Here is a 26,593-nt window from a genome sequence, read left to right as displayed (position 1 = left end):
TATTCCGTACGGCGAAGTACCGTCACCGACGAACGAGATCATCGGATTGAGCTGCATCTACAACGTCCCTTAGTACGTGACCTATTATCACGAATAGGAGATAGAGGTTTCGTTTGAGCATCCGCACATATGGATTGCTGAACGACTACAAATCGACGAATGTAACAACATTTAAGCACTGGATCGATCCTCGGATAGACGAATGTCTCAACTCCAGATTATTGGCGTGCCCATGGATTTGGGCGCCGATCGACGCGGTGTTGATATGGGGCCGTCAGCCATCCGCTATGGGGATATAACGGATACAGCGAACTTCAAGAGCAAATTAGAAAGTCTCGGTTATACCTGTCATGACCAGGGCGACGTTCCGGTCCCAACACCAGAGACGCGTAACCCAACGGCAGGAACAGCAGGGACAGCGAGTATGCGCCAGGCGAAGTATGTGCCTGAGGTTAAGGATGTCTGTGAAAACGTCTCGACTGCAGTGAGTACAGCACTTGCCAATGGGAGGTTTCCAATGGTCCTCGGGGGCGATCATTCGATTGCGATTGGGAGTCTCAACGGAACCGCTGAAACGGCGGACGTTGGGGTGCTCTGGTTCGATGCTCATGCGGATTTAAACACACCGGAGACGACACCAAGCGGAAACGTACATGGAATGCCATTAGCTGCTGTACTAGGTGTCGGCGCTTTTCAAGAATCCGAGTTCGAGTGGGCACACGCACCGAACGTTCGAGCGGAGAACATCGCTATCGTCGGTCTTCGAAGCGTCGACGATGCAGAGAAAGCCGTCATTCGCGATAGCGATATCACGGCCTATACGATGAGTGATATCGACGAACGCGGGATCGCAGCCGTTGTCTCCGAAGCTATGGAGATCGTCACCGAGAACACCGAGCAGTTGCATGTGAGCTTCGACCTCGATTGGTTAGACCCAGTCGAAGCACCTGGCGTTGGGACCCCTGTGCCCGGCGGGGTGAGCTATCGGGAGGCACATTATGCCTTGGAATCGATTGCAAGATATCACGAACAGGATCCAATTCTTCGATCGCTCGAATTCGTCGAGGTCAATCCTGTTCTCGATGAACGGAACAAGACCGCTGCTCTCACTGGAGAGTTGGCTGCAAGCGCCTTAGGAAAACGTGTTCTGTAGGACTAGTTACCACGTCATCTCCGTAGTGAATGAGCCCCGGAGGACCAGCCGAAGACGATCGACGAAGACGTACCGTGGTACTACGTTCTTACGCCTGTCTACCCAGTGCGGCTCCGAGTATGAGTGCACCAAGTATGACCATCAGCGCTGCCACGCCGAACACCCCACGAATACCGAACAGCGGGACGACTAGACCGAACAGCACTGGAGAGAGGAACTGACCCGTATAGCCCGATGATGCGAGATACGAACTAAACTGGCCCTGTCGATCCGTGGGTGCGAGGGCCTCAATCCAGGCAAAAGAAGACGGGAACACTAAGCCCTGTCCCAGACCGAACGCGACAACTGTTGGAACTGCCGTTAGCGCCGAGTTTGCGAGAGTTGCGCCGATGAAAGCGCCGACCCACAGAAGGAGAGCTATCGCGACGAGCACATGCCTGCTCGTCCGGGCTACAAGGCGATCGTAGATCGCGGCAGAGATACCACCGGCGACCCCGTTGGCGGAGAGATAGAGGCTGATCGACAGCGATGAGGTGATCCCGAGTCCTGCGAGGAGTTGCGGGTAGAAGACGACGATGCTGTAGAGGAACGCGTTCGCCGCAAAGTACAGCACGTAGACCGACACGAGTGCTGGCCGTCGTCGAAGGATAGCAATGACGCCGGTGATTCCTGCATCCGACCGTACCCTAGTGGTGTCTCTGCTTCGTCCCGTTTCGGGAATGGTCACGACTGCGAGGAGACCTAACGGGAGTGCAATTAGATAGACACCGAAGGGGGCTTGCCAGGAGATCGTTCCCAGCGCACCCCCGATCAGGGGCCAGACTACGCCGCCGACGCTGTTGGCGCTACTTCGCAATCCGAGCGCACGATTCATTCGCTGGCCCTCGTAAAGGTCGTAGATGAGCACCGTAATGCCGCTATAGACGAACGCTACGCCGACACCCAAGACGGCTCGTGAAACGAGCAGCGGGATGAATGAGTCGATAATCAGTCCGGCCCCGCCACCGGCGGCATACAGCAAGAGGCCACCAATGAAGGGGCGTCGCGGACCAACGCGGTCAATGAGTGTACCCGCGATCGGACTGACGAGAACGATAAGTGCGCCATGGGTCGTAATGATGAGGCCAGCAAGTGATTCCGAAACGCCCAGACTCGATTTAATTGCTGGTACGATCGGTCCAAGAATGGCCCCAGCCATCACCGTCAGCGTCGCCGAAGCGAGGATAACCCATAGTGTCGCACGGGCCTCCGATGACTTCGTCATTCAACCACACTCACGGGGCAATCGGCAACACGGTTCTGATTCTCCTCATCTCCAGTCAGAGATGAATACCGCTAGTATGCTGTCCTCTCCCGCTGTTTATGGCAGGAGACGGATGGGGAACTTCGTGCTCGTCTGGCTATCGATGAGGAATCCAGCAGGTGCCTTCTCGGCATAATCGCGAACGTCGCGAGCAATGAAGCGAGTCCGTTCCTAGTTAACTGTCAATTTCCAGTTGGTGATTTACTCAGAAATCCCACAGATCCGTTCCAAGGGCGTCTCTGTAGTCTGTGCGGATGTCTAGTCGGCTGCCTCGCTGGTCGTGGTATCTGTCGAGGACTCTCATCATGCCAGTCAGAACTCAGTACGTTAGCAAGTATGAGAACGGGATTCCGGTAACGGTCTATACGCTGACCGAGGAGGGCCAAGCGCTCCTTAAGAGATGGTGAGCACGCAGCCCATCTTGAATGGGATGATCACTTCTACTCTACCCCCAGTCCAAGAGATCGCTGGGACGTCTCTAAGTGACCAAACTTGACTTATGGGGACGCTCCTCCCAAGCCAGTTTAGAACGATTCGCCTGGCTGTTCCGATTCTTCGCCGAGTGCTGGCGGGTCCCGATCACTGTAGCCTTTCCGCCCGATCGCCTGCTCGTTCACGCCATTAAAGATAGCCTGACGAGCGTCCCTCGGTGAGTTGAACGATTCGGTTGCCATCGCTTCGAAGACCTCGCGGAGCGTCTGTTCGCCGTTCTGGAATATCAGAACGGACTCGCCGTACTGTTCAACGAGTTCGTCGTTCGTGGCTGGATACTCGTGTTCTTCGAGTTGCTGGGCGAGCGAACCGAAGTCAATGCCGATCTCTCGCGTACGATCAGTGGGTGTGTCACTCATCTGCCTTTGTCATTAATTATTATCCAGATGGATAGCGTTTGTGTCTCCACTAATTTTTCGTGCGAAAGAACAGTTGGAGAGCAAATACGGATCTACGCCGGGTGATTACCGCTGCCGTTCGAATGCCACGTGCACAGGAGATCATCCTGCGAGACCCCATTATCGAAGCGTGCAGTCCAGTAGAACGCACGGCAGTAGATGCGGTATTCGAAGCGTTTTCGCAGCATGCACTGACGTGGTTTCTCACCCGAAAAGAGCTGGAAAAAGTCCGAGAACGGATTGAAGGAGACGACAATTCGGAAGAATTACTTTTAGAACTATTTGGGGGATAACGTCCTCGCGGACGCCGAACGCCAGAACGAACTGTGCGCTCTCTTTGAGTCCATCCACCGGAATGGTGGATCGATTAGACCGACCTCAGCGTCGGTCTGCTAGTACGATCCTCCCTAATACGGCGTTCGTGAGTGCTGAACTCGCAACGCAGTAATCGTGCATCCGCGGCGTGTACTCTATTGCGGATTTTGTGGCTACCGAAGAGGTCCCGTTGAAGCCACGACAGTACCAGATTCAGCAACGAGAGGGGGGAGGGGCCGCGGCAGGGTGAAGGGGCAATGAGCCAGTCGCGGCCACCCCAGGCAACTGTTGCATGCCCTTGCTTATCAACATCATGGTGCGCGCTCCAATGGGAAGCGAAGAGTGGATGAGCTCCTGGTTTCGCCAGTGATCGACTCACGACTGGTAGGCGCCGCTGATTTGCCTCTCGCACCGCCTCTCCGATAATGACTGTAAAATACTTAACACACATCCTCACGCGTAGAGATCGAACATACTGTCTGCGATCGGTTAGAGGACGTTGACCCGTATAACGGGACCGCCGAAAGGGTTAGCATTGAGGGATCGAATGGCGAACGCATGACCGTCAAGGCACACGATATCGAGGCGGCGGACGGCACGCGACTCCGACTCTGGGAACGCTCAGCAGCTGATCCGGAACGGGCGGTACTGTTCGTCCACGGGGCCACGTACGCGAGCCGTGCGATCTTCGCTCCACGCGGCGCGCCGGAGCACTCGTGGCTTGCCGCGGTCGCCGACGCCGGCGACGCCGGATTCGCGCTCGATCTCCGCGGCTACGGCGACAGCGAACGGCCGCCGGAGATGGACGGACCACCGACGGCGACAGAACCGGTGGTCAGGGCTGCGACCGCCGCCGGGGACCTCCGTGACGCGGTCAACGCCGTCTCAAAGCGGACCAACTGCGACGTTCATCTCGTCGGGACGTCGTGGGGAACGATGGTTGCAGGGCGACTATTGGCGGCAGATGACTCGCCGGAAATCGCGTCCGCGACCCTTCATGCGCCGGTCTACAGGCCAACAGCAGAGCTGCTCGAGGGATTCGACCTTGGCGACCCGCCCCGGGCCTATCGGACGGTGAGTCGCGCCGAGGTACGCAACCGGTGGGACAGCCAGTTTCCCGACGACGAGCCGGCGGCGGCTTATCGGGGTGGCAACGAAGCATCCGATCCAGTGTTCGACGCGTTCTGGCAGACGCTCGCCGACTCCGGACAGGGTAACGAGGACGACCAGACGCTCGACGCTCCCAACGGAACGCTGCTTGACCTACTCGACGCCGCGAACGGCGACCCCGGCTACGATCCGTCGGCGATCGACGTTCCGACGCTCGTGATCCGTGGCTCGCTCGATCCTACGTCGACCCGTTCAGACGCCCTCTCGCTGTACGACGCACTCTCCGTTCCCAGAGACGAGACGACCTACGTCGAAATCAGCGGTGGAACACACCTCCTCCATCTCGAACGCCGTCGACACGCCCTCTACGATGCCGTCCGATGGTTTCAGGAACGACACTGACCATCCGAACCAGCTCGGTTCAGAGGCGACGCCAGTAGCCCCACAGTATCTTGATTTTGTATCGGAGCAAGACCGCCAGCTGGAAGCCGATGTGATGGCTCACGTTCCACGGTGGTCGGTCGCTCTCGGCGATTACCCGGTTCATGAACGCGGCCATGGCGTCCCGGGTCGTATCGTCGATCTCTCGTAACGTTACTACTGAGAGGTCGTCGGTCAGCTCCTCGCGACGTTCCTCCGTGAGAACGAACGAGAGCGCCACGCTGGTGATCGGATTGATTCTCGCTCGAATGACCTCGATCTGAAAGGAGGCGGGATCGGAGACGATGATCCGATCGCCCGTCTCATCAGCGCCGAGCATCGTCCGTTCACCCTCCGTAGTCGATATCTCCTCGACGGTGTGCTGGTATCCAAGTTCGTCGAGCACGCCGATCGCCAGCGCCAAGAATCGGTCCGGTCCGAGGCCACAGAACGCCCGCCATTCCGATCCGACGAGCAGTTCGATGGCCTTCCAGAGCATACCAACGATACGGAGGTGCTGGACATTAATTCTCTGTTAGCGGTGATGACCTGACGGCGGCTCACGACGTTCCCGTGTTCGATCAATCGTCACCGGGAACGCCGGATTCAGGCGAGATGGAGTCACTGTGGAACGTCTGGAACCCGATCAGCTCGTCGCCGGTCGGTCGACGTGTCGCTAGGGAGACGCCGAAGAACGTGAGCAGGCCGATCGGGACGGCGATCAGCGCCTCGGCGAACAGCGGCCCCAGGAATTCGCCGAACAGAAGCACGCCGTAGGCGATGAAGCCGACGATCATCGCCGAGATGGCGCCCCACTCGTTGGCACGCTTCCACCACGTGCCGACGGCAATAGCCGGGAACAGCCCGCTGGCGAGCCCGCCGGTAACGAGCGTGGTCATCGTCGCGATCAGCCCCGGCGGATCGAGGGCGACGAGCGCTGTCGTCAGCGCACCGCCCCAGATGACGGCCTGTCCGACGAGCAGCTCCTGGCGGTTGCTGAGTCCCCAGCCCATCGTTTCCGGAATGTCGTGGCTGAGGCTGGCGCTCAGCGCGATCAGGAGTGCGTCGGTAGTCGACATGATCGCGGCGAGCAGGGCGGCCGCGCCGAGCCCCTGGACGAGCGGACCGAAGAACTCGTCCAGTACGAGGTAGTAGAAGAAGTCGGGGTTGGCGAGGTTCGGCTCTACCGCCATCGCCCCGCCGGCGACGATGAACGACGACAGGCCGAACGTGAGGATGTACAGCGGGACCATCCACATGAACCCGCGGCGCGCGGCCTTGTCGCTCTCGCTGGAGAGGATCCGCTGGCCGAACTGCGGCAGCGACAACACACCGAGGATCCAGACCAGGGATATCCCGAGGTGGGTCACCCACGATTCGGTCGAGCCGGCGAAGCCGGAGTCGGACGCGATGGCCGCCGAGAGGGTGCCGCCGACGCCGCCGAACTCCAGCAGGATGACCGGAAGGGGGATCAGCGAGAGAGCCACCATCATGATCCCCTGGATGAAGTCAGTCCAGGTGACCGCCCACATTCCGCCCAGCGCGACGTATAACGCGAAGCCGACCGCGGCGACGGCGACGCCGAGCTGATAGCCGAGCTGCGGGAGCACGAAGCCCATGGTTATCCCACCCGCGGTCAGCTGCGGGATGGTGTAGGCCCAGGCGGCGACCGCGAAGATGATCGCGCCCACGAGGCGCACCCGCTTGCTCTGATAGCGCATCTGCAGGTAGGCCGGAACCGTGTAGACGCCTGCTCGCCGGATCGGCCCGGCCAGGAAGATCATGGTGAACAGGCCGCCAGCGGCGACGGCGACGGTCAGCAGCATCGCGAAGCTCGCGCCAAACGAGTACGCGAACCCACCGATGCCGAAGAACGAGCCTGCGCTCGCCAACACCGCGTAGAAGGTGAAGACCTGGACGTACGTCTTTATCTGCCCGCCCGCGATCCAGAAGTCGCTCGTTGATGAACGCGAACGCTTGTAGTAGTACACGCCGATGCCGACGACGACGGCGAAGTACGCGATGATGACCGCGATCGCCGTCAGGCCGCTCTCTACCTCCGGGGTGACGCCGTTTTGGAGGGGTAGCGGTATCATGTCTCACCCTCTGAGGCGCGCTGGTTCAGGCGGAGCCAGTACTCGTAGACGAACCCGAGGCTGCCGACGATGATCCCCCAGACGACGACGGTGTAAGTCATCGTCGTGATCCCGGCGGCGTCCCCCTCGAACCCGGGAATGACGCCGCCGAACACGACCAGCGTCCCCACGACGATCAGGCTGACGACGATCGTCGGTTTGTACCCTGCCGTTAGGTTGATATCAACGTCGTCGTACGAGAGGGATTGCGTCGACGTCTCGAGCTTATCGCCTTCCTCGTTTTCGAGTGTCGACGTCTTCTCCGAGACCATGTGTCAGAAACACACACGTGAATATAAATAAACCATGGGTAGAAGTCCCTGACAGCGTACCTCGAAAACCAGTTAGAGACGGCGAACGAGTACACGATCGAGCACCATCAGGAGGGTACTCCAACGAGACGTTGTTCGTGACGTGGGGTGATCGCGAGCTAGTCATACGGCGACCACCACCAGGCGAAGTGGCCGAGTCCGCGCACAACGGCTTCCGAGAGTACCGCGTCATCGACGCATTCCAAGATACCAATGTCCGGGTATCGCGCTCAACCGATCGAGGAGTCCGGATCGATAGTCGCCAATCGATACGCGTTCGAAATAAGACTGGAGTCGGGCCTACGACGTTCGGGCCGTGGTTCTGTCGGGACTCGGGAGTTGATCACGGTCGTAGGGTCGTTCGTAATCGAGGCCAGGCCCGATCGGTGTGATCTCTCCCTGGTAGTAGCCGCCGTCTTTGATATGGTCCATCCGCACCGTCTCCGCGAAGCCCGGCGTCTGATAGAGATCGCGCAGATCGGCCAGAGATTGTCGTACTGGTGGAGATACCGCTTGTTGCATTTGAACGTCGTATGATAGCACTCATCGACCGAATCAATGAATCAATGATTCGGTCGATTTCGTCGCGGGACGACAATAGAGGATATAGATTGCATTTCTGCGCGTTACTCGGCTTTTCCGAGATATTCCTTTTTGACCTCGCCCTCCTCGCGGTATACCCGGTATCGGTAGGGACCGTGTTTCTCGCCGCCACTCATGCAGTGACAGCTCTCGTCGCCGCAGGTCCTGAACTCGTTCATGATCGAGCCTTTCGGGGTCTCCTCGACGAGCTCGGCATCCTCGGGGAGATAGCTTTCGTCGATCGGTTGCTCGTCAAGCAGGGCGTGATAATTGAGCAGCGCCTCGACGTACTCGCGGACGTCCTCGAGGATCTCGCGGTCCTGCTTCGACAGGCCGTCGGCGAGATATTTTGGAAGCGAGTCGGGCGCGACGGGTTCGGATGGTGTGGTCATGGTCTCAATCCGCGTCTCATCTGGTGTGAAATCCGTCTCAACGCTTCTCGATCACGAAACGTACCGTCCCATAGCCGAGACAGCCGACGAGAGGAACATCAGACCGGTTCCGCGAGCAGTTCGCCAAGTCGTTCGTCGATGAACTCGAAGTCCGAGGGGTCGAACCCAAACATCCCGAAGTGGCCCCACGGCGAAGGAATGGGATGGAACTCGCTATCGGAGATCATCTCGGCCTCCCGCTGGCAATCCGCGACTGGGAACACATAGTCCTTCTCGAACGGCATTACGTACGTTTTCGCCTCGATACGGTCGAGTGCAGCCGCGAGGTCGCCGTCGGTGATCCGCCCCACGTCGGCGTGCTTCCATTTCCACGCCATACACCGGAGGTCGTTAGGATCCATCGGGAGAAACCAGTTGTCCCACAGGTTAAACAGGAAGTCATCCAACGACGAAAATCCCGCATCGCGCCAGCTCTCCTCGCGCCACAGCTCTGCGCTTGTCCCCATTAGCGCCCAGATTCGGGCATGGTGTCTAAGCCCCCGCCGCAGGTCGCGCTGGTTCTCGTAGTAACCGTCGTCCCAGTTGGGATCGGTCTCGAGGGCCATGATCAACGCGTCGACGAGGAGACCACTGAGAACCGGGTTCCTCGCCGTGCCGCCGATAGGTGCGGCCCGTCTGACCATCTCCGGGTAGCGAACGGCCCATTCGTAGGTCTGCTGGGCGCCCATCGACCAGCCGAGTACGAGCTGAAGTTCCTCGATACGGAATTTCTCGGTGACGAGTCGATGCTGAGCCCGGATATCGTCGCTGATGCGGATGTCCGGAAAGTCACCCTGTCCCATCGGCCCGCCGACGTTATGCGGCGAGGTGGAGAGTCCGTTGCCGATCTGGTTCGGCAGAATGATGAAGTACTCCGAAGGGTCAAGCGCCAGCCCCTCGCCCACATACATCTCCATATCCTTGCTTGTCCCCGAGTACATGTGCGGAAAGAGGATGGCGTTGTCCTTCGCGTCGTTCAGTTCACCGAAAGTCGCGTACGCGATCTCCAACTCCCGGATCGTCTCGCCCTCCGCCAGCTCGAACGCATCGATGGTGAAGTACTCAAGCGGACCGTGGATCTCCTCGGTGTAATAGTCGCTACCAATACCGCTGATTGTCTGGCTTGCACCTGGGGACGGGGCGTCTGCGGGTTCGTGGTCTCTAGCGTCGTCATTGGACATGATAGCTAATTATTATCCTTATCTACCATTATGTTTTGGGCAACTCTGATGGTCCTCCTAGCTGGCATCGTGTACTCGCTCGTTTTGGGGATCAGTGTCGTCGTCGCCTGGCATACGAGCGGAGAGAGTTCACACCAGTCTCAGTGGTCGAGCGTTCAATCCAGTTCTACCTGCTCCATCGTGATTTTCTAGCGCCAGAGGAATACGTCGATCACACGGCAGTATATCGTCGTGGGGAAAAAGGCAGGCCTGTACGATGCCGAGATTCGTGATCGGCTGCTTGCTCTCTGGAGAAACAATCGGTCAGAGATATACCCGCTCACACGGTTTTGAGTCGAGTTCCCCGACTGTACAGTCCTTTTCGCGAGCGGCGACAAACTCGGCCAGGTCTAATACAGTACCTGTACTGTCCGGTGGCTGGTCGGCCAGATATTCGATAGTCCACCTCCTGCACTCGGATGATATGATGTTGATGACGCTACTGTGATCGATTTCCGTAGTACTGGCATCGCTGTGAACGGGCCCATCTCTTCATTCACTACCACGAACACTATCTCGCGTATTAGACTAGTCTAATTATAAAGTTAGGTCGAAACCATTATCTTCTTAGTCCCATACTCGCTAGTCGAGATGGACGATACGAACCAGTCTTGGTTGCAGCAACGTTTTTCGCGGAGGAAAGCCATTACTGCCGGTGCAGGGGCTCTTGCCACGGGGCTCGCCGGTTGCATGAACAGTAGCAGCAGGGAAGCCGAAAGCAACGACGGTGCATCTGGTGACGGCGAGACCGTCGCAGTCGCGTCCTTTTTCAGCTTCTATGACTTCGCACGCAATATCGTCGATGGGACACCCGTTCAGGTGAAGAACCTCGTCCCCACCGGGTTGCATGGTCACGGTTGGGAGCCTAATGCCAGCGTCTCGAAAGATATCATCGAGGCCGATGCGTTCGTCCACGTCGGCCCAGGCTTTCAGCCGTGGGCTGACCGCGCGATTCAGACCCTTAAAGACGACAACGTCGACACCCAGCTGATCAACGCCCGTGAAGGCGTCGAGTTGGTCGATCTTGCGGCGACTCTCGATCCAGAAGAGGAGGGTGTTGGCGAGCAACAGGGGAAAGACCCACACTTCTGGCTCGACCCACAGCGTGCGAAGACGTCAGTCGACAACATCACCGAGGGACTCGTCGAACTCGCGCCCGATCAGGAGAGTACGCTACGAGACAACGCCGAGACCTACAAGACCGAAACGCTCGAACGAATCGGCCAGGACTATCAGGCCATCTTCGACGCAGCAGAACGTGACGTCGTCCAACTCGCGGCCCACAACGCCTTCCAGTACATCGGCGTTCGCTACGACGCCACGATGCGTCCCCTCGTCACGAATCTTGCAGCGAGTGGCGACGTCAAACCGTCGGACATCAAGGAGGCGAAGGAGGTTATCGAGGAGAACGACATCAACTACATCGCTAACGGCGTCTTCGAGGCGCGGAAACCAGCAAAGCAACTGCTTGCCGAAACTCAAGTGGAGGCGTACTTCCCGGTAACCCCGTATGCGGGCGTCCGCGATGATTGGGTCGAGAACAACTGGGGCTACGAAGAGATAGCCTACAACATCAACATGCCCACGTTCGAGGTCGTCCTCGGCAACAAACAGCCCGAAGAAGCCGGCCCCGACGGCTGGGCCGAAGAATGGAGCAACTTCGAATGAGCTCTCAGCATACCAGTACCTCTGAGACTGCCGAATCAGCGATCAGCGACGATTCGATCATCAATCTGACGGGCGTTGACTTCGGATACACGACGACACCGGTCGTCGAGGATGTCTCGCTTCGGATCGACCCGGGCGAGTACGCTGCGGTCGTGGGGCCGAACGGGTCAGGGAAATCGACGCTGATGATGCTGATGTTAGGGTTGCTCCGACCGGACGATGGGGTCGCCGAACTGTTCGGCGAACCGTCTCATCAGTTCGACGATGGCTCGCGCATCGGGTACGTCGCCCAGCACGCGAGTGCGTCCAAGGAAATGCCGATCACCGTCCGCGAAGTCGTCAAGATGGGCCGATTCCCGCACGTCGGGTTCGGTCGTCTCTCCAGCGAGGATTGGGACATCGTCGACCGGGCGCTCCATACGGTCGGCATGGGGGCGTTCGCCGATCGTCGCGTCACACAGTTGTCGGGCGGCCAGCGCCAGCGGGCGTTCATCGCCCGCGCGCTCGCCAGCGAGGCCGACCTGCTCGTGCTCGACGAACCGACCGTCGGTGTCGATATCGAATCCGTCGAGGCATTCTACGGTCTGCTGGATTCGTTGAACGAGGATGGAATCACGATCCTCCTCATCGAACACGACCTGAGCGCCGTCACTGAACACGCTGAACGCGTCATCTGTCTCAACCGTGAGATATACTTCGACGGACCGACTTCGGAATTCGTCGAGAGCGACGCCTTGGCTCGCGCATTCGGCACCGCAGCGAATTTCTTAGGAGATGGCTCATGAGTGGAGCAGTCCTCCTTCCGCTCCAAGCGGGGCCACTAGACGCTGTTCTCGCCCCGTTGTATTGGTTTCTGCAACTCTGGTCGGGCTTCATGTCCTGGCTCGCGGGTATGACCGGTTTGGAACTGCTCCAGTACGGGTTCATGCACCGAGCGATCCTGGTAGGGCTGTGCATCGGCGTGATGGCCCCGCTCATTGGCACCTTCCTCGTCCACCGCCAACTGGCGCTCATCGGGGATGCACTGGCCCACACCGGGTTCGCCGGCGTAGCCGTTGGGTTGTTCCTCAACGCCGTCCTCGATCTCGGCGTCTCCCCCTACCTGACGGCGGTCGTCGTTGCGATGATCGCTGCCCTGTTCATTGAACTCATCTCGGAGGCAACGGACGCTTACAATGACGTCTCGATGGCGATCGTCCTCTCGACTGGGTTCGCATTGGGGACGACCCTGATCAGCATCAATGCAGGCGGGCTCGCGGTTGGCGTCAATCAGTTCCTCTTTGGCAACCTCTCGACGGTCTCCGCCGAGAGTGCCGCGATACTACTGGTGTTGTTCGCCGTCGTCATCGGAGTCGTCGGACTCACCCGCAACCAGTTGCTGTACGTCACTTTCGACGAGACCGCAGCGGCGGTCTCTGGCCTTTCAGTGAGCTGGTACAACCGCATTATGGTGATGATGACGGCAATGGTCGTCGTCGGCGCGATGCAAATCATGGGCGTTATCCTCGTCGCAGCCATGCTCGTCGTGCCCGTTGCCGGTGCAACACAAGTCTCCCGGAGCTTCAACGAATCGCTACTCGTGTCGGTCGTCCTCGCGGAACTGGCCGTCATCTTGGGGACGGGAGTCTCGTACTACGGTGAAGCGACTGCTGGAGGTGTGATCGTTCTCATTGCAGTCGCGATATACATCATCGCGGTCATACTCGGAAAGCTCCAGACTGCCATAGGCGCAGAGTCAACCCTCGAAATGGGCAGTATCGACGTCGAACAGACCGACTCGAAGGGAGACTAAGAGATGGCCACACGACGGCAAGCGCAGAGATACTAATTTGAAATGTCGCCGAGCGATACATCGAGACGACCTCACCTGATCCTGAATACTCGAATATGATGAAGCCCACAGCAGCGTTGACGCCGAAAATGGAGGATTATCTCCGCCATCTCTACCGACTCGAACAGGAAACCGATGGCCGGGTATCTAACTCGGCCATCGCCAGACGTCTCGGAGTCACTCGAGCAACGGTTTCGAGTATGCTCGAAACGCTCTCAGACCGTCGACTAATCGAACGAGAACGGTATCGCCCAGTTCGACTCACGACCGAAGGAAAGGAACTCGCGCTAGGGGTATTCCGCAGACACCGGCTGGTCGAGACGATGCTCTCTGCGTGGTTTGATCACACGATCAGTGAGGGTGACACCGAAGCCGGCATCCTCGAACATCATCTCAGTCCTCACTTCTGTCGAGAGATCGAACAGAAACTCAATATGCCAGCTCTCCTTTTTCCTTCGGAATAAAAACGATAAGGTTAGAATACGAACGACGACCATACCTAAAGCGCATACGGACTCCGTTATGAAGGACCCTATCGACAAGAGATCGGTGATGGATCGTTACACGACCCGCCGGCGAATGCTAGCGACAGTTGGGGCGGCGTCAGCAATTATCGCGGGTTGTCTCGAGGAGGACGACGAGGGAAGCAACTCGAGTACCGGAAACGGCGACACAGACAGCGACGGGGGGTCGGACGAGAACGAAGACGAGGAATCAGACGAGGAACCGGACGAGAACGGAGATGAGGTGCTGTGGCCCGCGATCGATTCAGGTGAGGTTATCGACGACTTCGACGACCTCGATAGCTGGGAGACGATCAACGGGTCGGTCGAGGGCTCCTCGGAGGAGGCACGAACCGGCTCGCAGGCGGCGGTCCTCGAAAGCGAGGACGGTCAGGCTGCGATCGGCCGACAGTTTTCCGAGCCGCTCGATCTCGACGGCTGGCAGGCTTCGATGGCGGTCAAAGCCGAGGCGGTCCCCCGGATCGTCATCGAGTTCATCGCCCCAAACAACGACAGACGCCTTCACACTGTTCGGCCAGTTCTTGATACGTACGATGGCTGGTTCCGCCTCGATTGTGGATACAACGACAAGCCCAGAGACGAACCGGACATCTCCGAAGTGACGCAGATAAACATTATCGCCGACGATCCAGACGACGAGCCCATCCGGATGGTCGTCGACGACCTACGAAGGACCGAAACCGCCGACAACGGGAAGGCGATCCTCGCGTTTTACGAGGGCTATGACTCCCATTACGAGATCGCCGCGCCGATGCTCGAGGAACGCGGCTGGGCCGGCACGGTTCCGGTCGTTCCCGAACACGTCGGCACTACCGGCCGAATGGACATGGAGGAACTGCGCGAACTCAGCGATCGCGGCTGGGACGTCTGTTCCTCGCCGGGTGGAAATAGAGACCTCCTCGAGATCGACGAAGGAAAGCGCCGGCAGGTCATCGATGTCGTCCGCAAGTCCCTCGTTGATCAGGGCTTCGAGGACGGCGCGCGGCACTTCTTCGCTCCCGAGTGGCGGCGGATGGACCAGGCGACCGTCGAGATCGTCCGCGACATCCACGAGACCGGGTTCATGTTCGGCAGCGGTCCGGTCGGGGCGCCGCCAACCGGTCTGCACACTATCCCGGTCGTCTGGGGACCCGCCCTTCACTCGGGCGTGCGGCGACATATTAATCTCGCCGATCAGTACAGCCAGCTCACCGTCCTGCGCATCCCACCGATCGTCGAGACGGATCCGGAGAACAGTGAGATGTCCCTCGAGGACTTCGAGCACCTGCTCGATCACATCGAGCACCGGGGACTCGACGTGATCACGCCCTCCGATCTTGTCGACGGGCTGGGCGACGGATCGGCTACCGGCAACGAACCGGCCGAGCGACCGGACGGCACCATCTTCGAGGAAGGTGAGTCGTACACGCTCGAAGGGTCCCAAAGCGGCGAGTCCGACGAGTTCGAACTGCTCGAAGGGGTGCTCGTCGCCGAGTTCTCACACGATGGCGACGGGGAGTTCGTGGTCGAGGTGGAGCCGGTCGACGGCGACGTGAGCCACGACGTGCTGGTCGATACCAGCGCCAACGGGAGCGGCGAATCGATTGTCATCGTCGACGAGGGAACCTATCGGCTCAGCATCGACGCCGACGACTGGTCGATCGATCTCAGCCAGCCGGAAGTCCATAGCGACGATCTCGAGGACCTCCCGGTCGAAGCCAGTGGTAACGGCACCTCGTTCGTCGGGCCTCTGTGGACCGAGAGTGACGTCAGACTCACCGCGACTCACGACGGCAACGAGGAGTTCCGCGTCGACGGCCACGGTGCTGACGGCCACAGAGAATCACTCATTGTGACGGACGGCGCGTTCGACAGCTCGCGATCGTACAGCGCCGGCGGCGTCGTCTGGCTCACCGTCGAAGCCGACGGCAACTGGTCGCTCGAACTCGAGTCGGCCTGAACAGGGGTTTTCGATTGACCCCTGGGAGAGGCACGATCCCGCTCCGGCACCCCGGTCCGAGACGAAACGAGAACGAGATGATATCGACGAGGCTGCATTCATCGAGCACCTCCAGCGAACCGTCAGTGACGGCGGACTCCTCATGGAGTATCTCCAGGTGACGAGGTGATCACCACACCCTCGGCTATGGCGGACACGTCCACGAACCCGCACAGGCCCTGGTCAACGGTGAGTTCTCCTTCGTGGGAATATCGTCGGCCGCTTCGCGGAACTCCAGGAACTCATCGCGCTGGTTGAGCAGGGTGACGTCGACCTGTACACGTCCTAGTACGAACTCGAGACGTCAACACGGTCGCTGAAAAACTCGAACACGGTGAAGTCGACGGACGGGCGGTCATCAGACCGTAGCTGTCGCCGGCCGGGGACCCGACCGTCCCTACGGGACCTCCCCCTCCATCGACCCCTCGAACCATCTCCCGGTCTCCGCGCCACACCGCTTGCAGTAGGCGACGACCGCTGTCTCGTCGTCGGTTCGTTCCAGCCACGTGTCGGTCTCGGTTTCGCAGTTCGGACAGTGTCGCAGTTTGCGTTGTTCCCCGTACTCCAGCGGTGCACCGAATGCTACGGCCTGGATTAGTTCGTCGCTTCGGTTCCAGCCACGCTGAAACTCGCCGCGGTCGAAGCGGATCACCTCGCCCGCTTCGACCGTCACCGGACCGTCCTCGGTCTCGAACGTCGCCGTCCCCGACTGGACGTAGAACACTTCTTCCTGCACGTCGTGGCTGTGATAGGCGAACGCGAAGCTGTCCCCTGGTTCGAGTTCGTAATAATTGATCGCGAAGTCCGTGAGACCGAGCGGTTCCGTGAGGTGCCGCATTACGGCCGCCGGCTGCAGGCTGTTGTCAACATCGTCGATACGAACCTTCTCCATACGCTCCCTAACGGAGTCCGACACATAAAGTAAGACGAGAATACGGGATCGGCCCGCAGAGGTGCCGGTGACGGTATCACTTATGTCAGGACTTCTACCAGGCATTCGGTGATCTTTTTCGGCCGATCCTCCGGGATCCAGGGGTTCACCTCAAGTCCGATCAGTTCGCAGGAGTCACCGTCGGTTTCGAGCCGTTCCACCCATCGAACGCGGCATATTCCCTTCTCAATTTCATGATTCCGACATATGTCGTCGATCATGTCAGCTAGATTGATTACGAATTCATCATCGTCTCTTGCCCACCGCCCTGCCGTCGCGCGGAAAGCAGGCATTCTGCTGATGGATAGCGTGGAGGGGTCTCCCAATTCGGAAGGATATCGGTAACTCAATGCAGCACAAGGCGTCAGCAATGCTGCCGTTTCGCTCCTCCCCTATCGTCTCACTTCATTCGTGGTTACTATCTGTGTTTTGGATTCAGGAAACTGACACTCTCAGGACTTCCGTGCGACGATTGGCCAAAAAGCCACCGAAACCGCGGATGTCCACCCCTGCATCGCCGGTGCTGGATGTGGCAATTCGGACGATATCTTATCGCACATGTTTCGCCACTCAATCGCGTTTCAGATGGCCCAACGGGAGAATAAGCGCTCTGAGTACGTCATTGAGGGTGAATGGAGCCTCTAACTACAGCTAAGGATCTTAATTATAGAATAATTGTTATTTAGATGATGATAATACAACTGACAAAAATGAGTTAGTATCATAACACCTCCGTATGATATGGTAACTGCGATGATAGAAATCGCAGACAACTCAGATGGAACTGAAGACGAATCGTCAGACAAGACAACCCTTGTATCGAACGCTGTTCCGTCCCGTCGACGCATCCTACAGGCAATCGGCGGCGTCGGTGCAGCGCTCGCGATAACCGGCAACGCCAGCGCTCACCCAGAGGACACAAAGAAGAAGCACGACCACGGGAGGAGATCTGTCTCCGACCATTCATTCAGCCGATTCTCGGATCAGGTCACCGACGGCACATACGTCGTCGTTGACGAGGTCAACATCACCACCGAGGAGGGCGGATTCATGTCGATTCACCTCGCGCGCCCTGAGGAGGGGATCGCGGACGTGGGCTTCATTAATCCGGAGGACGGAAGTCCGCAGAACGCCGCCGATACGATCATCGGCTACTCGGAGTACCTCGAACCGGGCCTTCACCAGAACCTCAAGGTCCCGATCTTCCAGGACGAGGAGCTCAATGCGGTCCCGGATGACGTGGATCGGCTGCCGGAGCCGGCCGTGTTGGTCTCGTTGCCCCACATCGACAGCAACGAGAACGAGGATTGGGACTTCTTCGACGAAGAGAACGAGGACCCCGCCTACGGTCCCGGGGTCGGCGAGCCGACTGACGGCTTGTTCGCCCCGCCCGGACCCGACCGCCCGACCGACATCGCGGCGGTCGTCCCGCTCAAAAAACACGGAGAGGAGTTCGAACTCTCACGCTGAGATAGTCGTTCTCTAACTACAGATCACTTGGATCCGCATATGTCCGCTCTATCCTTGCTTCTATTGCTCGTGTAACGATATGGACGCCGGCCATGAGTGCAGGTGATTTCCCTGAAGAAGGGGAGGGGACCTCTGAAAGGCTAATCGGTAGTAGTGGTGGTAACGTTACCGGAAAAACTGGACTATAGCACCTTCTTTGGCCCGTTTATAACGACCTAGCGCTGTTTCACATCCTGGACAGACATCGGGGTTGGCATTCATACTGATATTTCATAAAGACTCATCAGGCAAATTCATATTTGCTAACAATACTATTGCATAATAATACTGCCCAGACGGGCAAGGGACCCTGCCCGGCACTGACGGTGACAACAGAGGCGGGTCGGGCACACCCATCAGGAGGGTTAACCCGTCAACCAGTCCGCACGAGTCCTACACCTGTAGAGCCACCCTGACTACACGGTACCTTACCGCGAGAATAACTGATCTATACACGTCCGTGCATACCAACGAAACGAAGCCTCGGGGCAGATCTCGACACCTTGCACGAACGTGTATAGAATCTACGCCAGCGAGTCGTAGTGATTCCGCACCTTCTGTAACAGCACCCACCCGATCGACTGGGGATCTATTAAATAAGGTTCCTCCTGTCGTGCTTCAAGTTACACGCTCATCGTCACTGTCCGCCGAGCTACGTCGACGGCTCGTCCGCCGGCAGCGGGACGCTCTCTGACGTAATATTACTAATCGTCTCCTACTCGGTCATTCTGGCGGCCGTCCTCGGAACCTCCGTTCTCACGCTCGTTCCGCCCGCAGTCGGCGATACTAAATTCCGGCTGCAGATGTCCCAGACGGCCACTGGAATCGAGATCCGCCCGATCACGGTCGGTCACGAACTGGACGTTCTATACGGTAGGGCGGAACACCAGTCCACACGTTCACCAGTAGCGATCTCGGATCGGCGGTGACTCGGGGACCATTTCCACGAGACGAAGAACTACTGGAACGGCAATATTGACGACGTGCGGATCTATCGAACGCCACTCCCGGCGGCTGAAGTCGCCGTCCTGCACGAACGCGGAACGTCGTAATGCTGGATGGGTAACCAATGCAATAGCTCGCGTCCGAGATAACGCCTCAGGTGTCGAGAACGAGAAACTCGATCGGACCGTAGTTCGTCGCTGGCCGCGCGGTACGTCCGTTCGACGATGTGTCGGGCTGAGCGACGAGTTCGGGGGGGTACTGGGGCGTTAGTGGCGCATTATCGCTGAGATCAATGATGTACTGGTCATCGTGAGGTCCGGACAGCGAGATTTGCTTGGCTCGGTAGGTTACGCTCGCGGGGGTCGAAACCGACTCCGAATCGTCGCTAGCGGCGGTCTGTGACCGCTCGCTCGTGGCGACATCCTGAACGATGAACGTCTCCGGACGGGTGAACGGTTCGACACTGGTTCCGAGTTCAATGAGATCGTTCGGTTCGACGCGATGGAGGGCGGTAGCGATCGGATCTGGCTCTTGCGCTCGCAGTTGGAGGAGTGAGGCCATTGGATTCTCATTCTATGATAGATCATGTGCAACCATCCCCCTTCTGCCTAAGTATGTTGGTTGTAAGATTAACGACAACTTCTCAGGAGAAGTTTGACCCGATCAGCAAGGCCAAATCACTACCGAGGATCGCGCTAATCTGTGCAATAGCGATCTCTATGAAGCCATTCACGGAACCAGTCGGCAGTTCTCGGGCCGGCCTTCTCGTTTTTCATGCGGAGGTCTTCGGACACCTATCGGGAAATCGGGTTCGGGCTGTTACCTGCGTGCCCTATCCTGACCAATTGTTCTCCTTCGTCAGTTGCCTTTCGGAGAGCGCTGCATACGCGTCCTGTATCATGTACGCCGTTTCTGGCAACAACTCGGTAGCGTGGTCAGACCCTACCGAATAGAGGGCACAACAGATTTTGCACACACCGCTCGCTGGTGCTCGCTCAACACTACTCCGTCTCGTATTCGGCTTCGGCTTTCGACACCTCGATGTCGTCATCGGATTCGGAGTCGCCATCTCTGCCCTGCTTGATCGCGTCTGCCTCCCGTTCCATTGCCTCGAGATCCGGTTGTGCCTCCTCCTCGATCCCAGCGATCATTTCGGCGATGTCGTCGAGTCCAAGCAGTTCGCGGGTTTCCTCGTCGAAGTCGCGGCTGTCGAGCTGGTCCTCGGTGAGTTTGGTGTCACTACCGGTAAGGTGCGTGCCGTAGCGCCCGACCAGCGATGTGAGCTCCTGGGGCAGAACGAACGTGGTCGACTCGCCCTGGCCGATCGATTCGAGGGTCTCCATGCCTTTCTCGATGATTGCCCGCTCGCCCATTGACTCGGCGGATTTCGCTCTCAATACGGTCGAGACTGCATCTCCCTGCGCTTCGAGGATCTGGCTCTGCTTTTCACCCTGAGCACGGATGATGTTCGACTGCTTATCGCCCTCTGCCTTCTCGACGGCCGACCGGCGTTCACCCTGCGCCTCGAGGATCATCGCCCGCCGCCTGCGCTCCGCGGAGGTCTGTTGCTCCATGGCACCCTTTACACCCCGGGATGGTGTGACCTCGCGGACCTCGACGGACTCAACGCGGATGCCCCACTCGTCGGTAGGTTCGTCGAGTTCCTCGCGAATTCGTGCGTTGATCTGTTCGCGTCGACTAAGCGTGTCGTCGAGTTCCATCCCTCCAATGACGGCCCGTAGTGTGGTCTGGGCGAGGTTCGAGACGGCCCGCTTGTAGTCGTCGACCTCCAGAAACGCCTTCTTCGCGTCCATCACCCGGATGTAAACGACGGCGTCTGCGGTCACCGGCGAGTTGTCGATCGTAATTGCCTCCTGGCTCGGCACGTCGAGGGTCTGGGTCCGCATGTCGAAGCGGTGGGTCGCCGAAACGAATGGGGGGATGAAGTGGATCCCCGGCTCGAGCAGTTTGCGGTACTCGCCAAAGACCGTCAGCGCGCGCTTCTCGGTCGCGTCGACGATTTCCACCATCTGCCAGACGGTGACGATCGCGAGGACCAACAGCAACAGCGCGACGACCGTGAACGAGAGTGCCGCCTGCAGCGGTACGAGGGGGATCATATCCTACGTTTAGGGGGTCGCTGCGAAAAGGGTTCGCTCGGTCGCCAGATCGGGTACTACTGGTCGTGCTCAGGCTGACTGTGATGTAACTGACGGTCCAGTCGGTCGAGCTTGTGGTGGATTTTCCCCCTTGATGACGGTGAGAACGCTGCTGGAACACTCACGAATGAAAGAGATTAGATTCCCTTCGCGATACTGGGGCTGCACTCTTTTTATGTGATGAGTTCAATCGGCTCGGTCTTATTCACGCCTCACTCGCTGATACACGTCTTGTAACGACGCTGACGCTCCTCTGCGTATTCGTTCGTACTGGTCAGCTATCGTCTCTGGATGCACGTACGCTTCTCGATACGATCGATGACGCCCGGAGTTGGAACGTGAACAGCTACGTTCAGTGGACACGCTCACTGCTTGCTGATTCCTGCTGTCACGGGGTCTGATCTCTACCTCGTTACGGCCGAAACGGCGATAGCAGTCGCTTCCAGAGCCGTTCTGCGAGATCGTCTGGTAGTCCATTTGTGCTCCACTTTCACCACGGTTGGCGCGTGCTTTTGTCGATAGGGGACCGTTAGTCAGGTGGAGCCTGTCACACGCTCCATGTCCTTCACTACCAGCGCCAGATCACCCCTCAGAGCAACTGAACGGGTCAGTCTGTGGACAGAGATTCGAAGAGGAAGTAGAGAAATTCACTGTTCACGCAGGGCCAGACGTGACATGCGCGAAAGAGCGAGCGAACGGTGCTCCGCTGTCTAGCACACAACGGGAGACGAACGGACGTTGGTTGCTGTCGCTGGGCGACACGAGCGGTTTGCCACTAATCAGAGATGAGCACGAACGCAAAATCAACATCATCCAGAGAACAGACACGCGATCACGACCACAGGATCTGTCGTACTCCCAACTGCTTTAGTCGTAAGGATGTGCAGTTTGTTCGGGCGTTTGGTGAATCATCCCCACTCTGTCGCTCCTGCCGACGGTTCTATTTAGGAGTGAGTTCATGAGCTCGAACGAGCTACCGTCCGAGCGAACGCCGCTTGAGCAGGTACTACGATATGAACAGCAAACAGATCGTCGCCCAACGGATTGTGATTGTCTTCCGTCGTTTGATGATCTCCCCTGTTGGCCCTGCTACCGAAGTGGCTTCAGGACGCCGAATCCTGACGCCACATCGGATGAATAAGAGCAGTATGCTGTGGTAATTCGTCGAACGATGTTGCTTCCATGAGAGCTTGCGTTGCTCTCGCTTTAACCGCTCACGTTCTCCGAGAGGTCGAGACCTTCGACGGCGATTCCATCAGAATCGTGGGCGTACTTCATTCTTTAGAGTGTCTACTGATCTCAAGAACCCTCTTGGCAATCAGTATCTATTTCGGTAATATTATTCATTCACATCTACACATATAAGTATGGAACTGTGGCAATATCGCGCTGATGTCGAACGGGTTGTTGATGGCGATACCCTCGATCTCAGTATTGATCTTGGGTTCGGTGTGATACTCACAGGCGATGAAGCCCGGGTTCGACTACGAAATATCGATACTGCAGAAATCTTTGGAACAAGCAAGGAGAGTGAAGAGTACGCTGCTGGACAGCAGCACAAAGAATTTGTTGAGGAGTGGGTTGCTCAAGGGGCAGATGAAGAGTGGCCATTTTTCGTCGAAACACAGAAAGACGACGAACGAGGGAAGTACGGACGGTGGCTTGCTGACATCAACCGTCGCACTGATGGAGCGAGTCTCAATGAGGATCTCGTCGAAGAATTCGGTGATACGGTTCGCTCGTAAACTCGATTTCTACACAGAGCAATTAACTCCTCCACTTTGCTAATTCGGTAGCATTGTTGCTTCTTTCAGGACTGAACTACACGTTCGCTGGCATCAACTGGAATCCAGAGGGGCACTCGCCAGTCGGTATCTGGTCAATGCCACACTTCGATCACCACTACTAGTTCGTAGATGAGGCGGACGTGGATGCGATTACGGCACCCGGCTCACTTTCGTTGGAATTGCAACTTACGATATCCCACGTGTACGAGATCTCGCTTGGAAGAATGGAGTGGTTCGAGAGCCACTGATTACTCCTACGCCCCACATCGTGAAGGTTGGCCCCGTCCCTTCTTTCCTAGATAGGCCTCGTTACTCCAGCGGTTGATTCGCCTCAATAAGAAATAATATCGATTCCGACAACACGGCTGAATTCGCTAACGTTGCGCGTGAGCACTCGAGGGTCCGCACTTTCGGCAGCCGTCGCCGCGATCAACGCATCGACTGCGCCGATCGGTTCGCCTTGATCGTAGAGCGTGCGCTGAATGGAAAGCGCTCGTCGAGACTCGGCAAGGCCGAGCGGAAGGATAATCATCGACATGAGAATCTCTTCAAAACGCTCGCGCTCCCCCTCTTGAAGGCCAAGCCCCGCCTCATGAACTGAGAGCGGTGATACTGAGACAGGTATCTCAGTTACGATCAAATTGCGGAGCTGGCTCTCGGCGGCGTCACTGCGGTCGAGTAGATCGATTAGGAACGTAGAATCGAGGAGCATCTACTCTTCCTTTCGTCGCCGGTCCATCCGATCGTCGAACTCGTCGCGGAACTCCCGCGAGCGCTCTTTGACCCGCTGCGCACTCTCGTCAGAGACGAGCCCGACCAGCTCGAGTAGTGGCTCTGCCGAGCCCCCTGTAATCTTCTCGGACCCGGTAGTGGGCCACCATACCGTATTCCGTCCACCGGTCTGTTTACGACTGAGGACGCCGTTATCGGCGAGCCGCTGGAGGCGCGTAAGGGTCGCACGACGTTTGATCGGCAGTTCGTCGGCGATCTCTGCGGTCGAAAGCACTGGATCATCGGTTCGCTGAAACACGGCGAGTAGCTCCTCGTCAGTGACACGTGGTTTCCGGCCGGGTGTTGAGTGTCCGCTCATACGATCTATGATGGGAGACGGAGGTAAATGTCTACTGCCTTTTACGGCAGGAACCCCGATGAAGCACCGTATAGTGGCCTAATCGGCATGTTTATAGTTACTGCCTTCTAAGGAACGAATGAGAAAGACGGCTCTTTGGGGCTGTGATCGCTCGTCAGCGCTCGACGACGATGGCCTCGGTTGCTGGCCATGCTACCCCGGCGGACACGAAGCCGCGAATCCGGCCGTCGAGGACGACGAGATCGATGAGATGCCCGCGCGGAGTGAGCCAGCCGACTTCAGTGGTGGCGAGTCTACGGGTGTAATCGACCTATGAGCAACGACCCGCCCTCGTACACAGTCCATTGACGACGGCGGGCGCGACGGACTCAGGTGCGGGGCTCGTCGACTACGTGAACCCCATCCTCGGCGGTTACCTACTCGATGAGCGTTCGTTTCTCGATCCGGAGGGGCGAGCGCGACAACAGAACAGCTGCGGACGCTGAACGGAAGCGACAGAGAGGCCCCAGAGGGTGTGGGGTGGGTGCTGGCGAGATCGATTCGATCCTTAGTAAACACTGCCCCACCCCCAATTTCTCACGTGATGGATCTGAGAGTTCGTACTGGGATCCCGTTTCCTTCACTTCCATTGCCACGTCTATTTGGCCATCGACGTTCGTAATCTCTAAGCTCCGCGTCGGTGTCGCTTGCCATCAATTATATACTCATAGTATCATTAATCATATCATCGAAATTTGGCGATAGTATTACGTGCTATTTAACATTATAATAGAGATGATCGGTCTCAATCAACACGAGACCGAGTGAGACAACATGAATAACACACGACGCCGGACGTTCATGAAACGGATCGGACTTGCCGGACTGACAACCGTTGCGGTCGGAACTACGACGGCGGCTGGACGTGGTCCGAATACGTCGGACCAGGCAAACGCGCGGACACGCGGCCGCATCGACCTAATCGGGCATAGGCTGCCCGAGGGCGAGAAGCCCCGCTACACGTTCGGTACCACCAGTCCTGACGGCATGTGGGGCGGCGTGAGCAGCTTCCCCAGCAGCACCGGCACGAGCGGGAGCGACAGCAACGTCGTCGCGACGATCTACGACCTGTCGGATCTCGAGAACCCCGAAGTCGCCCACGAGCTCGAGTGGCCCGTGGAGAACCAGCGGTCGAACCATATGCGGTTCGACGGTATTCGGGACGGGCTGTACTACATCAGCCACGAACCGGACACAGAGGACGCCGAGACCCTGGGCATCTCGGTCGTCGACTTCGGTTGGGAGGAGGGAACCCCGGAGGATCCCGAGGTACTTGCCACGGTCGAGACGCCGAACTCGGGCGTCCACGCGCTGGGCGAACACCCCGAGAAACCGATCGTTTATATCATCGACGAAGAGGGCGACGAGCCGGGCGTCATCCCCATTGACGTCAGCGATCCCCATAACCCCGTGCGCCACGACTTGGCTGGCCCCAACGGCTACGTCCACGCTGTCGAGGTCGACGCCGAACGCCAAGTCCTCCACTGTGCGTACATCGCCGGGGAGTTCGAGGGATATGCCATCCTCGACATCTCGGACGATCCGCTGAACCCCACCGAGCTCGGCCGGTTCGACTACAACGACGCGCCCAACTACGGACTCCTCGAGGCGGGCTTCGAGGACTGCCATCACGCGATCCACGACCCCGATCGGGACTTAGCGGTCGTCGGCGACGAGCTGTTTGGCTCCCTGCCGGGTGCCAAGCACATCTTCGACATCGGATGGGACGAGGGCTCTCTCGAGGACCCACAGCCGATCAGCTCGTTCTTCTCGCCTGACGCCAGGGAGCAATTCCCGGGTGTCTGGACGACGCACTTCCACGACGTCCTCCAGGACGGAAGCGAGACGCTAATGATCGACGGCGGCTACTCGCAGGGAACCTGGGTTGCGAACATTACTGACCCAGAGAACCCTGTGCCGACCGAACGCTTCGCAACCGACCTCGAGCTGGAGCGGGGCGACACGCGACACTCACCAGGGACTGCCCCCTACAACTGGTCGACGGTGTGGAACGAGGAGCGGGAGTTCGCTTTCTCGAGCGACACCATCACCGGCGCGTACACGTTCTCAGTCGATGCGCGGCCCGCCCGCGGCAAGAACGCGGGCGGCCCAGGTTCACACTACGACTTAGAGGAGATCCTCGAACGGTACAGCTGACCCGTCCGTGCACTGTACCCAATCGGAATGGCACCAAGGTCGAACGAGGCTAACGGAATGTTCATCCTCTAACCAGAACAGTCTGCACCCAACGGACAGAGTAAA

Annotated in this window: 24 protein-coding genes and 3 pseudogenes; 14 read left to right on the top strand and 13 right to left on the bottom strand. The window is 58.3% G+C overall.

Annotation, left to right across the window (positions count from 1 at the left end):
• Positions 1-202 precede the first annotated feature (202 nt).
• Complete coding sequence (gene rocF, locus V0Z78_RS18065; RefSeq protein ID WP_336346073.1) at positions 203-1,153, top strand: arginase; 951 nt, start codon at positions 203-205, stop codon at positions 1,151-1,153.
• An 88-nt stretch (positions 1,154-1,241) separates the two neighbouring features.
• On the opposite strand, the gene V0Z78_RS18060 is transcribed toward rocF, so the two are convergent.
• Both V0Z78_RS18060 and V0Z78_RS18055 read right to left on the bottom strand, forming a co-directional pair.
• The gene (locus V0Z78_RS18060) at positions 1,242-2,417 is read right to left on the bottom strand and encodes an MFS transporter (RefSeq protein ID WP_336346072.1); all 1,176 of its coding nucleotides are present in this window, start codon (positions 2,415-2,417) and stop codon (positions 1,242-1,244) included.
• 563 nt (positions 2,418-2,980) lie between these two features.
• The gene (locus V0Z78_RS18055) at positions 2,981-3,307 is read right to left on the bottom strand and encodes a DUF5789 family protein (protein ID WP_336346071.1); all 327 of its coding nucleotides are present in this window, start codon (positions 3,305-3,307) and stop codon (positions 2,981-2,983) included.
• 122 nt (positions 3,308-3,429) lie between these two features.
• On the opposite strand from V0Z78_RS18055, the gene V0Z78_RS18050 reads away from it, so the two are divergent.
• Both V0Z78_RS18050 and V0Z78_RS18045 read left to right on the top strand, forming a co-directional pair.
• The gene (locus V0Z78_RS18050; protein WP_336346070.1) at positions 3,430-3,639 is read left to right on the top strand and encodes a hypothetical protein; all 210 of its coding nucleotides are present in this window, start codon (positions 3,430-3,432) and stop codon (positions 3,637-3,639) included.
• A 580-nt stretch (positions 3,640-4,219) separates the two neighbouring features.
• Entirely contained in the window at positions 4,220-5,173 is a 954-nt protein-coding gene (locus V0Z78_RS18045; RefSeq protein WP_336346069.1) for an alpha/beta hydrolase, read from the top strand.
• A 19-nt stretch (positions 5,174-5,192) separates the two neighbouring features.
• Here the strand turns inward: V0Z78_RS18045 and V0Z78_RS18040 are convergent, their stop codons facing one another.
• From V0Z78_RS18040 to V0Z78_RS18030, 3 genes are all read right to left on the bottom strand, one after another.
• A complete protein-coding gene (locus V0Z78_RS18040; RefSeq protein ID WP_336346068.1) occupies positions 5,193-5,690 on the bottom strand; it encodes a hypothetical protein in 498 nt (165 codons plus the stop codon).
• An 82-nt stretch (positions 5,691-5,772) separates the two neighbouring features.
• Positions 5,773-7,287 carry a sodium:solute symporter family protein gene (locus tag V0Z78_RS18035; RefSeq protein WP_336346067.1) on the bottom strand — a complete coding sequence of 505 codons (1,515 nt, stop codon included), beginning with the start codon at positions 7,285-7,287 and terminating at the stop codon, positions 5,773-5,775.
• The gene (locus V0Z78_RS18030; RefSeq protein WP_336346066.1) at positions 7,284-7,598 is read right to left on the bottom strand and encodes a hypothetical protein; all 315 of its coding nucleotides are present in this window, start codon (positions 7,596-7,598) and stop codon (positions 7,284-7,286) included. Before V0Z78_RS18030 ends, V0Z78_RS18035 begins: the two co-directional genes overlap by 4 nt.
• A gap of 48 nt (positions 7,599-7,646) precedes the next feature.
• On the opposite strand from V0Z78_RS18030, the pseudogene V0Z78_RS18025 reads away from it, so the two are divergent.
• Positions 7,647-7,861, top strand: a pseudogene (locus V0Z78_RS18025) (phosphotransferase); the annotation flags it as partial.
• Positions 7,862-8,263: 402 nt separating this feature from the next.
• Here the strand turns inward: V0Z78_RS18025 and V0Z78_RS18020 are convergent.
• Positions 8,264-8,611, bottom strand: a complete 348-nt coding sequence (locus V0Z78_RS18020) for a DUF6788 family protein (RefSeq protein WP_336346065.1) — start codon at positions 8,609-8,611, stop codon at positions 8,264-8,266.
• Positions 8,612-8,709: 98 nt separating this feature from the next.
• Positions 8,710-9,831: an alpha/beta fold hydrolase gene (locus tag V0Z78_RS18015; protein WP_336346064.1), complete on the bottom strand. Its 1,122-nt coding sequence runs from the start codon at positions 9,829-9,831 to the stop codon at positions 8,710-8,712.
• Positions 9,832-10,461: 630 nt separating this feature from the next.
• Here V0Z78_RS18015 and V0Z78_RS18010 point away from each other — a divergent pair.
• The 6 genes and pseudogenes from V0Z78_RS18010 to V0Z78_RS17990 form a co-directional block, all read left to right on the top strand.
• Positions 10,462-11,538, top strand: coding sequence for a metal ABC transporter substrate-binding protein (locus V0Z78_RS18010; protein ID WP_336346063.1), 1,077 nt, complete (start codon positions 10,462-10,464; stop codon positions 11,536-11,538).
• Positions 11,520-12,323 (top strand): metal ABC transporter ATP-binding protein, encoded by an 804-nt coding sequence (locus V0Z78_RS18005; protein ID WP_409338762.1) that lies wholly within the window; start codon positions 11,520-11,522, stop codon positions 12,321-12,323. The genes V0Z78_RS18010 and V0Z78_RS18005 overlap by 19 nt, the downstream gene beginning before the upstream one ends.
• Complete coding sequence (locus V0Z78_RS18000) at positions 12,320-13,330, top strand: metal ABC transporter permease (RefSeq protein WP_336346061.1); 1,011 nt, start codon at positions 12,320-12,322, stop codon at positions 13,328-13,330. The genes V0Z78_RS18005 and V0Z78_RS18000 overlap by 4 nt, the downstream gene beginning before the upstream one ends.
• A gap of 95 nt (positions 13,331-13,425) precedes the next feature.
• Positions 13,426-13,833 carry a metal-dependent transcriptional regulator gene (locus V0Z78_RS19125; protein WP_409338757.1) on the top strand — a complete coding sequence of 136 codons (408 nt, stop codon included), beginning with the start codon at positions 13,426-13,428 and terminating at the stop codon, positions 13,831-13,833.
• Between the two features lie 115 nt (positions 13,834-13,948).
• The gene (locus tag V0Z78_RS17995; protein WP_336346060.1) at positions 13,949-15,832 is read left to right on the top strand and encodes a polysaccharide deacetylase family protein; all 1,884 of its coding nucleotides are present in this window, start codon (positions 13,949-13,951) and stop codon (positions 15,830-15,832) included.
• 164 nt (positions 15,833-15,996) lie between these two features.
• Positions 15,997-16,240, top strand: a pseudogene (locus tag V0Z78_RS17990) (NAD(P)-dependent alcohol dehydrogenase); the annotation flags it as partial.
• Between the two features lie 28 nt (positions 16,241-16,268).
• Here V0Z78_RS17990 and V0Z78_RS17985 read toward each other — a convergent pair.
• On the bottom strand, positions 16,269-16,763 hold the full coding sequence (locus V0Z78_RS17985; protein ID WP_336346059.1) for a cupin domain-containing protein: 495 nt from the start codon (positions 16,761-16,763) through the stop codon (positions 16,269-16,271).
• An 80-nt stretch (positions 16,764-16,843) separates the two neighbouring features.
• Entirely contained in the window at positions 16,844-17,023 is a 180-nt protein-coding gene (locus V0Z78_RS17980; RefSeq protein WP_336346058.1) for a hypothetical protein, read from the bottom strand.
• A 520-nt stretch (positions 17,024-17,543) separates the two neighbouring features.
• Here V0Z78_RS17980 and V0Z78_RS17975 point away from each other — a divergent pair.
• The gene (locus tag V0Z78_RS17975; protein WP_336346057.1) at positions 17,544-18,272 is read left to right on the top strand and encodes a DUF7282 domain-containing protein; all 729 of its coding nucleotides are present in this window, start codon (positions 17,544-17,546) and stop codon (positions 18,270-18,272) included.
• A gap of 1,137 nt (positions 18,273-19,409) precedes the next feature.
• Here the strand turns inward: V0Z78_RS17975 and V0Z78_RS17970 are convergent.
• Positions 19,410-19,817, bottom strand: coding sequence for a hypothetical protein (locus tag V0Z78_RS17970; RefSeq protein ID WP_336346056.1), 408 nt, complete (start codon positions 19,815-19,817; stop codon positions 19,410-19,412).
• 440 nt (positions 19,818-20,257) lie between these two features.
• On the bottom strand, positions 20,258-21,376 hold the full coding sequence (locus V0Z78_RS17965; RefSeq protein ID WP_336346055.1) for an SPFH domain-containing protein: 1,119 nt from the start codon (positions 21,374-21,376) through the stop codon (positions 20,258-20,260).
• Positions 21,377-21,499: 123 nt separating this feature from the next.
• Here V0Z78_RS17965 and V0Z78_RS19120 point away from each other — a divergent pair.
• Positions 21,500-21,816, top strand: a pseudogene (locus V0Z78_RS19120) (hypothetical protein); the annotation flags it as partial.
• 966 nt (positions 21,817-22,782) lie between these two features.
• A complete protein-coding gene (locus V0Z78_RS17960) occupies positions 22,783-23,160 on the top strand; it encodes a thermonuclease family protein (RefSeq protein WP_336346054.1) in 378 nt (125 codons plus the stop codon).
• 373 nt (positions 23,161-23,533) lie between these two features.
• Here V0Z78_RS17960 and V0Z78_RS17955 read toward each other — a convergent pair whose 3' ends face one another.
• Both V0Z78_RS17955 and V0Z78_RS17950 read right to left on the bottom strand, forming a co-directional pair.
• Positions 23,534-23,914 (bottom strand): PIN domain-containing protein, encoded by a 381-nt coding sequence (locus tag V0Z78_RS17955; protein WP_336346053.1) that lies wholly within the window; start codon positions 23,912-23,914, stop codon positions 23,534-23,536.
• Entirely contained in the window at positions 23,915-24,292 is a 378-nt protein-coding gene (locus V0Z78_RS17950) for a winged helix-turn-helix domain-containing protein (RefSeq protein ID WP_336346052.1), read from the bottom strand.
• Between the two features lie 1,038 nt (positions 24,293-25,330).
• Between V0Z78_RS17950 and V0Z78_RS17945 the strand changes: the two genes are divergently transcribed.
• The gene (locus V0Z78_RS17945; protein ID WP_336346051.1) at positions 25,331-26,488 is read left to right on the top strand and encodes an LVIVD repeat-containing protein; all 1,158 of its coding nucleotides are present in this window, start codon (positions 25,331-25,333) and stop codon (positions 26,486-26,488) included.
• Positions 26,489-26,593 lie beyond the last annotated feature (105 nt).

The organism is Halalkalicoccus sp. CG83 (assembly GCF_037081715.1).
Lineage (GTDB): Archaea > Halobacteriota > Halobacteria > Halobacteriales > Halalkalicoccaceae > Halalkalicoccus > Halalkalicoccus ordinarius.
The sequence above is the reverse complement of the archived record's forward strand: the minus strand, read 5'-3'. Positions and strand labels throughout refer to the sequence as shown.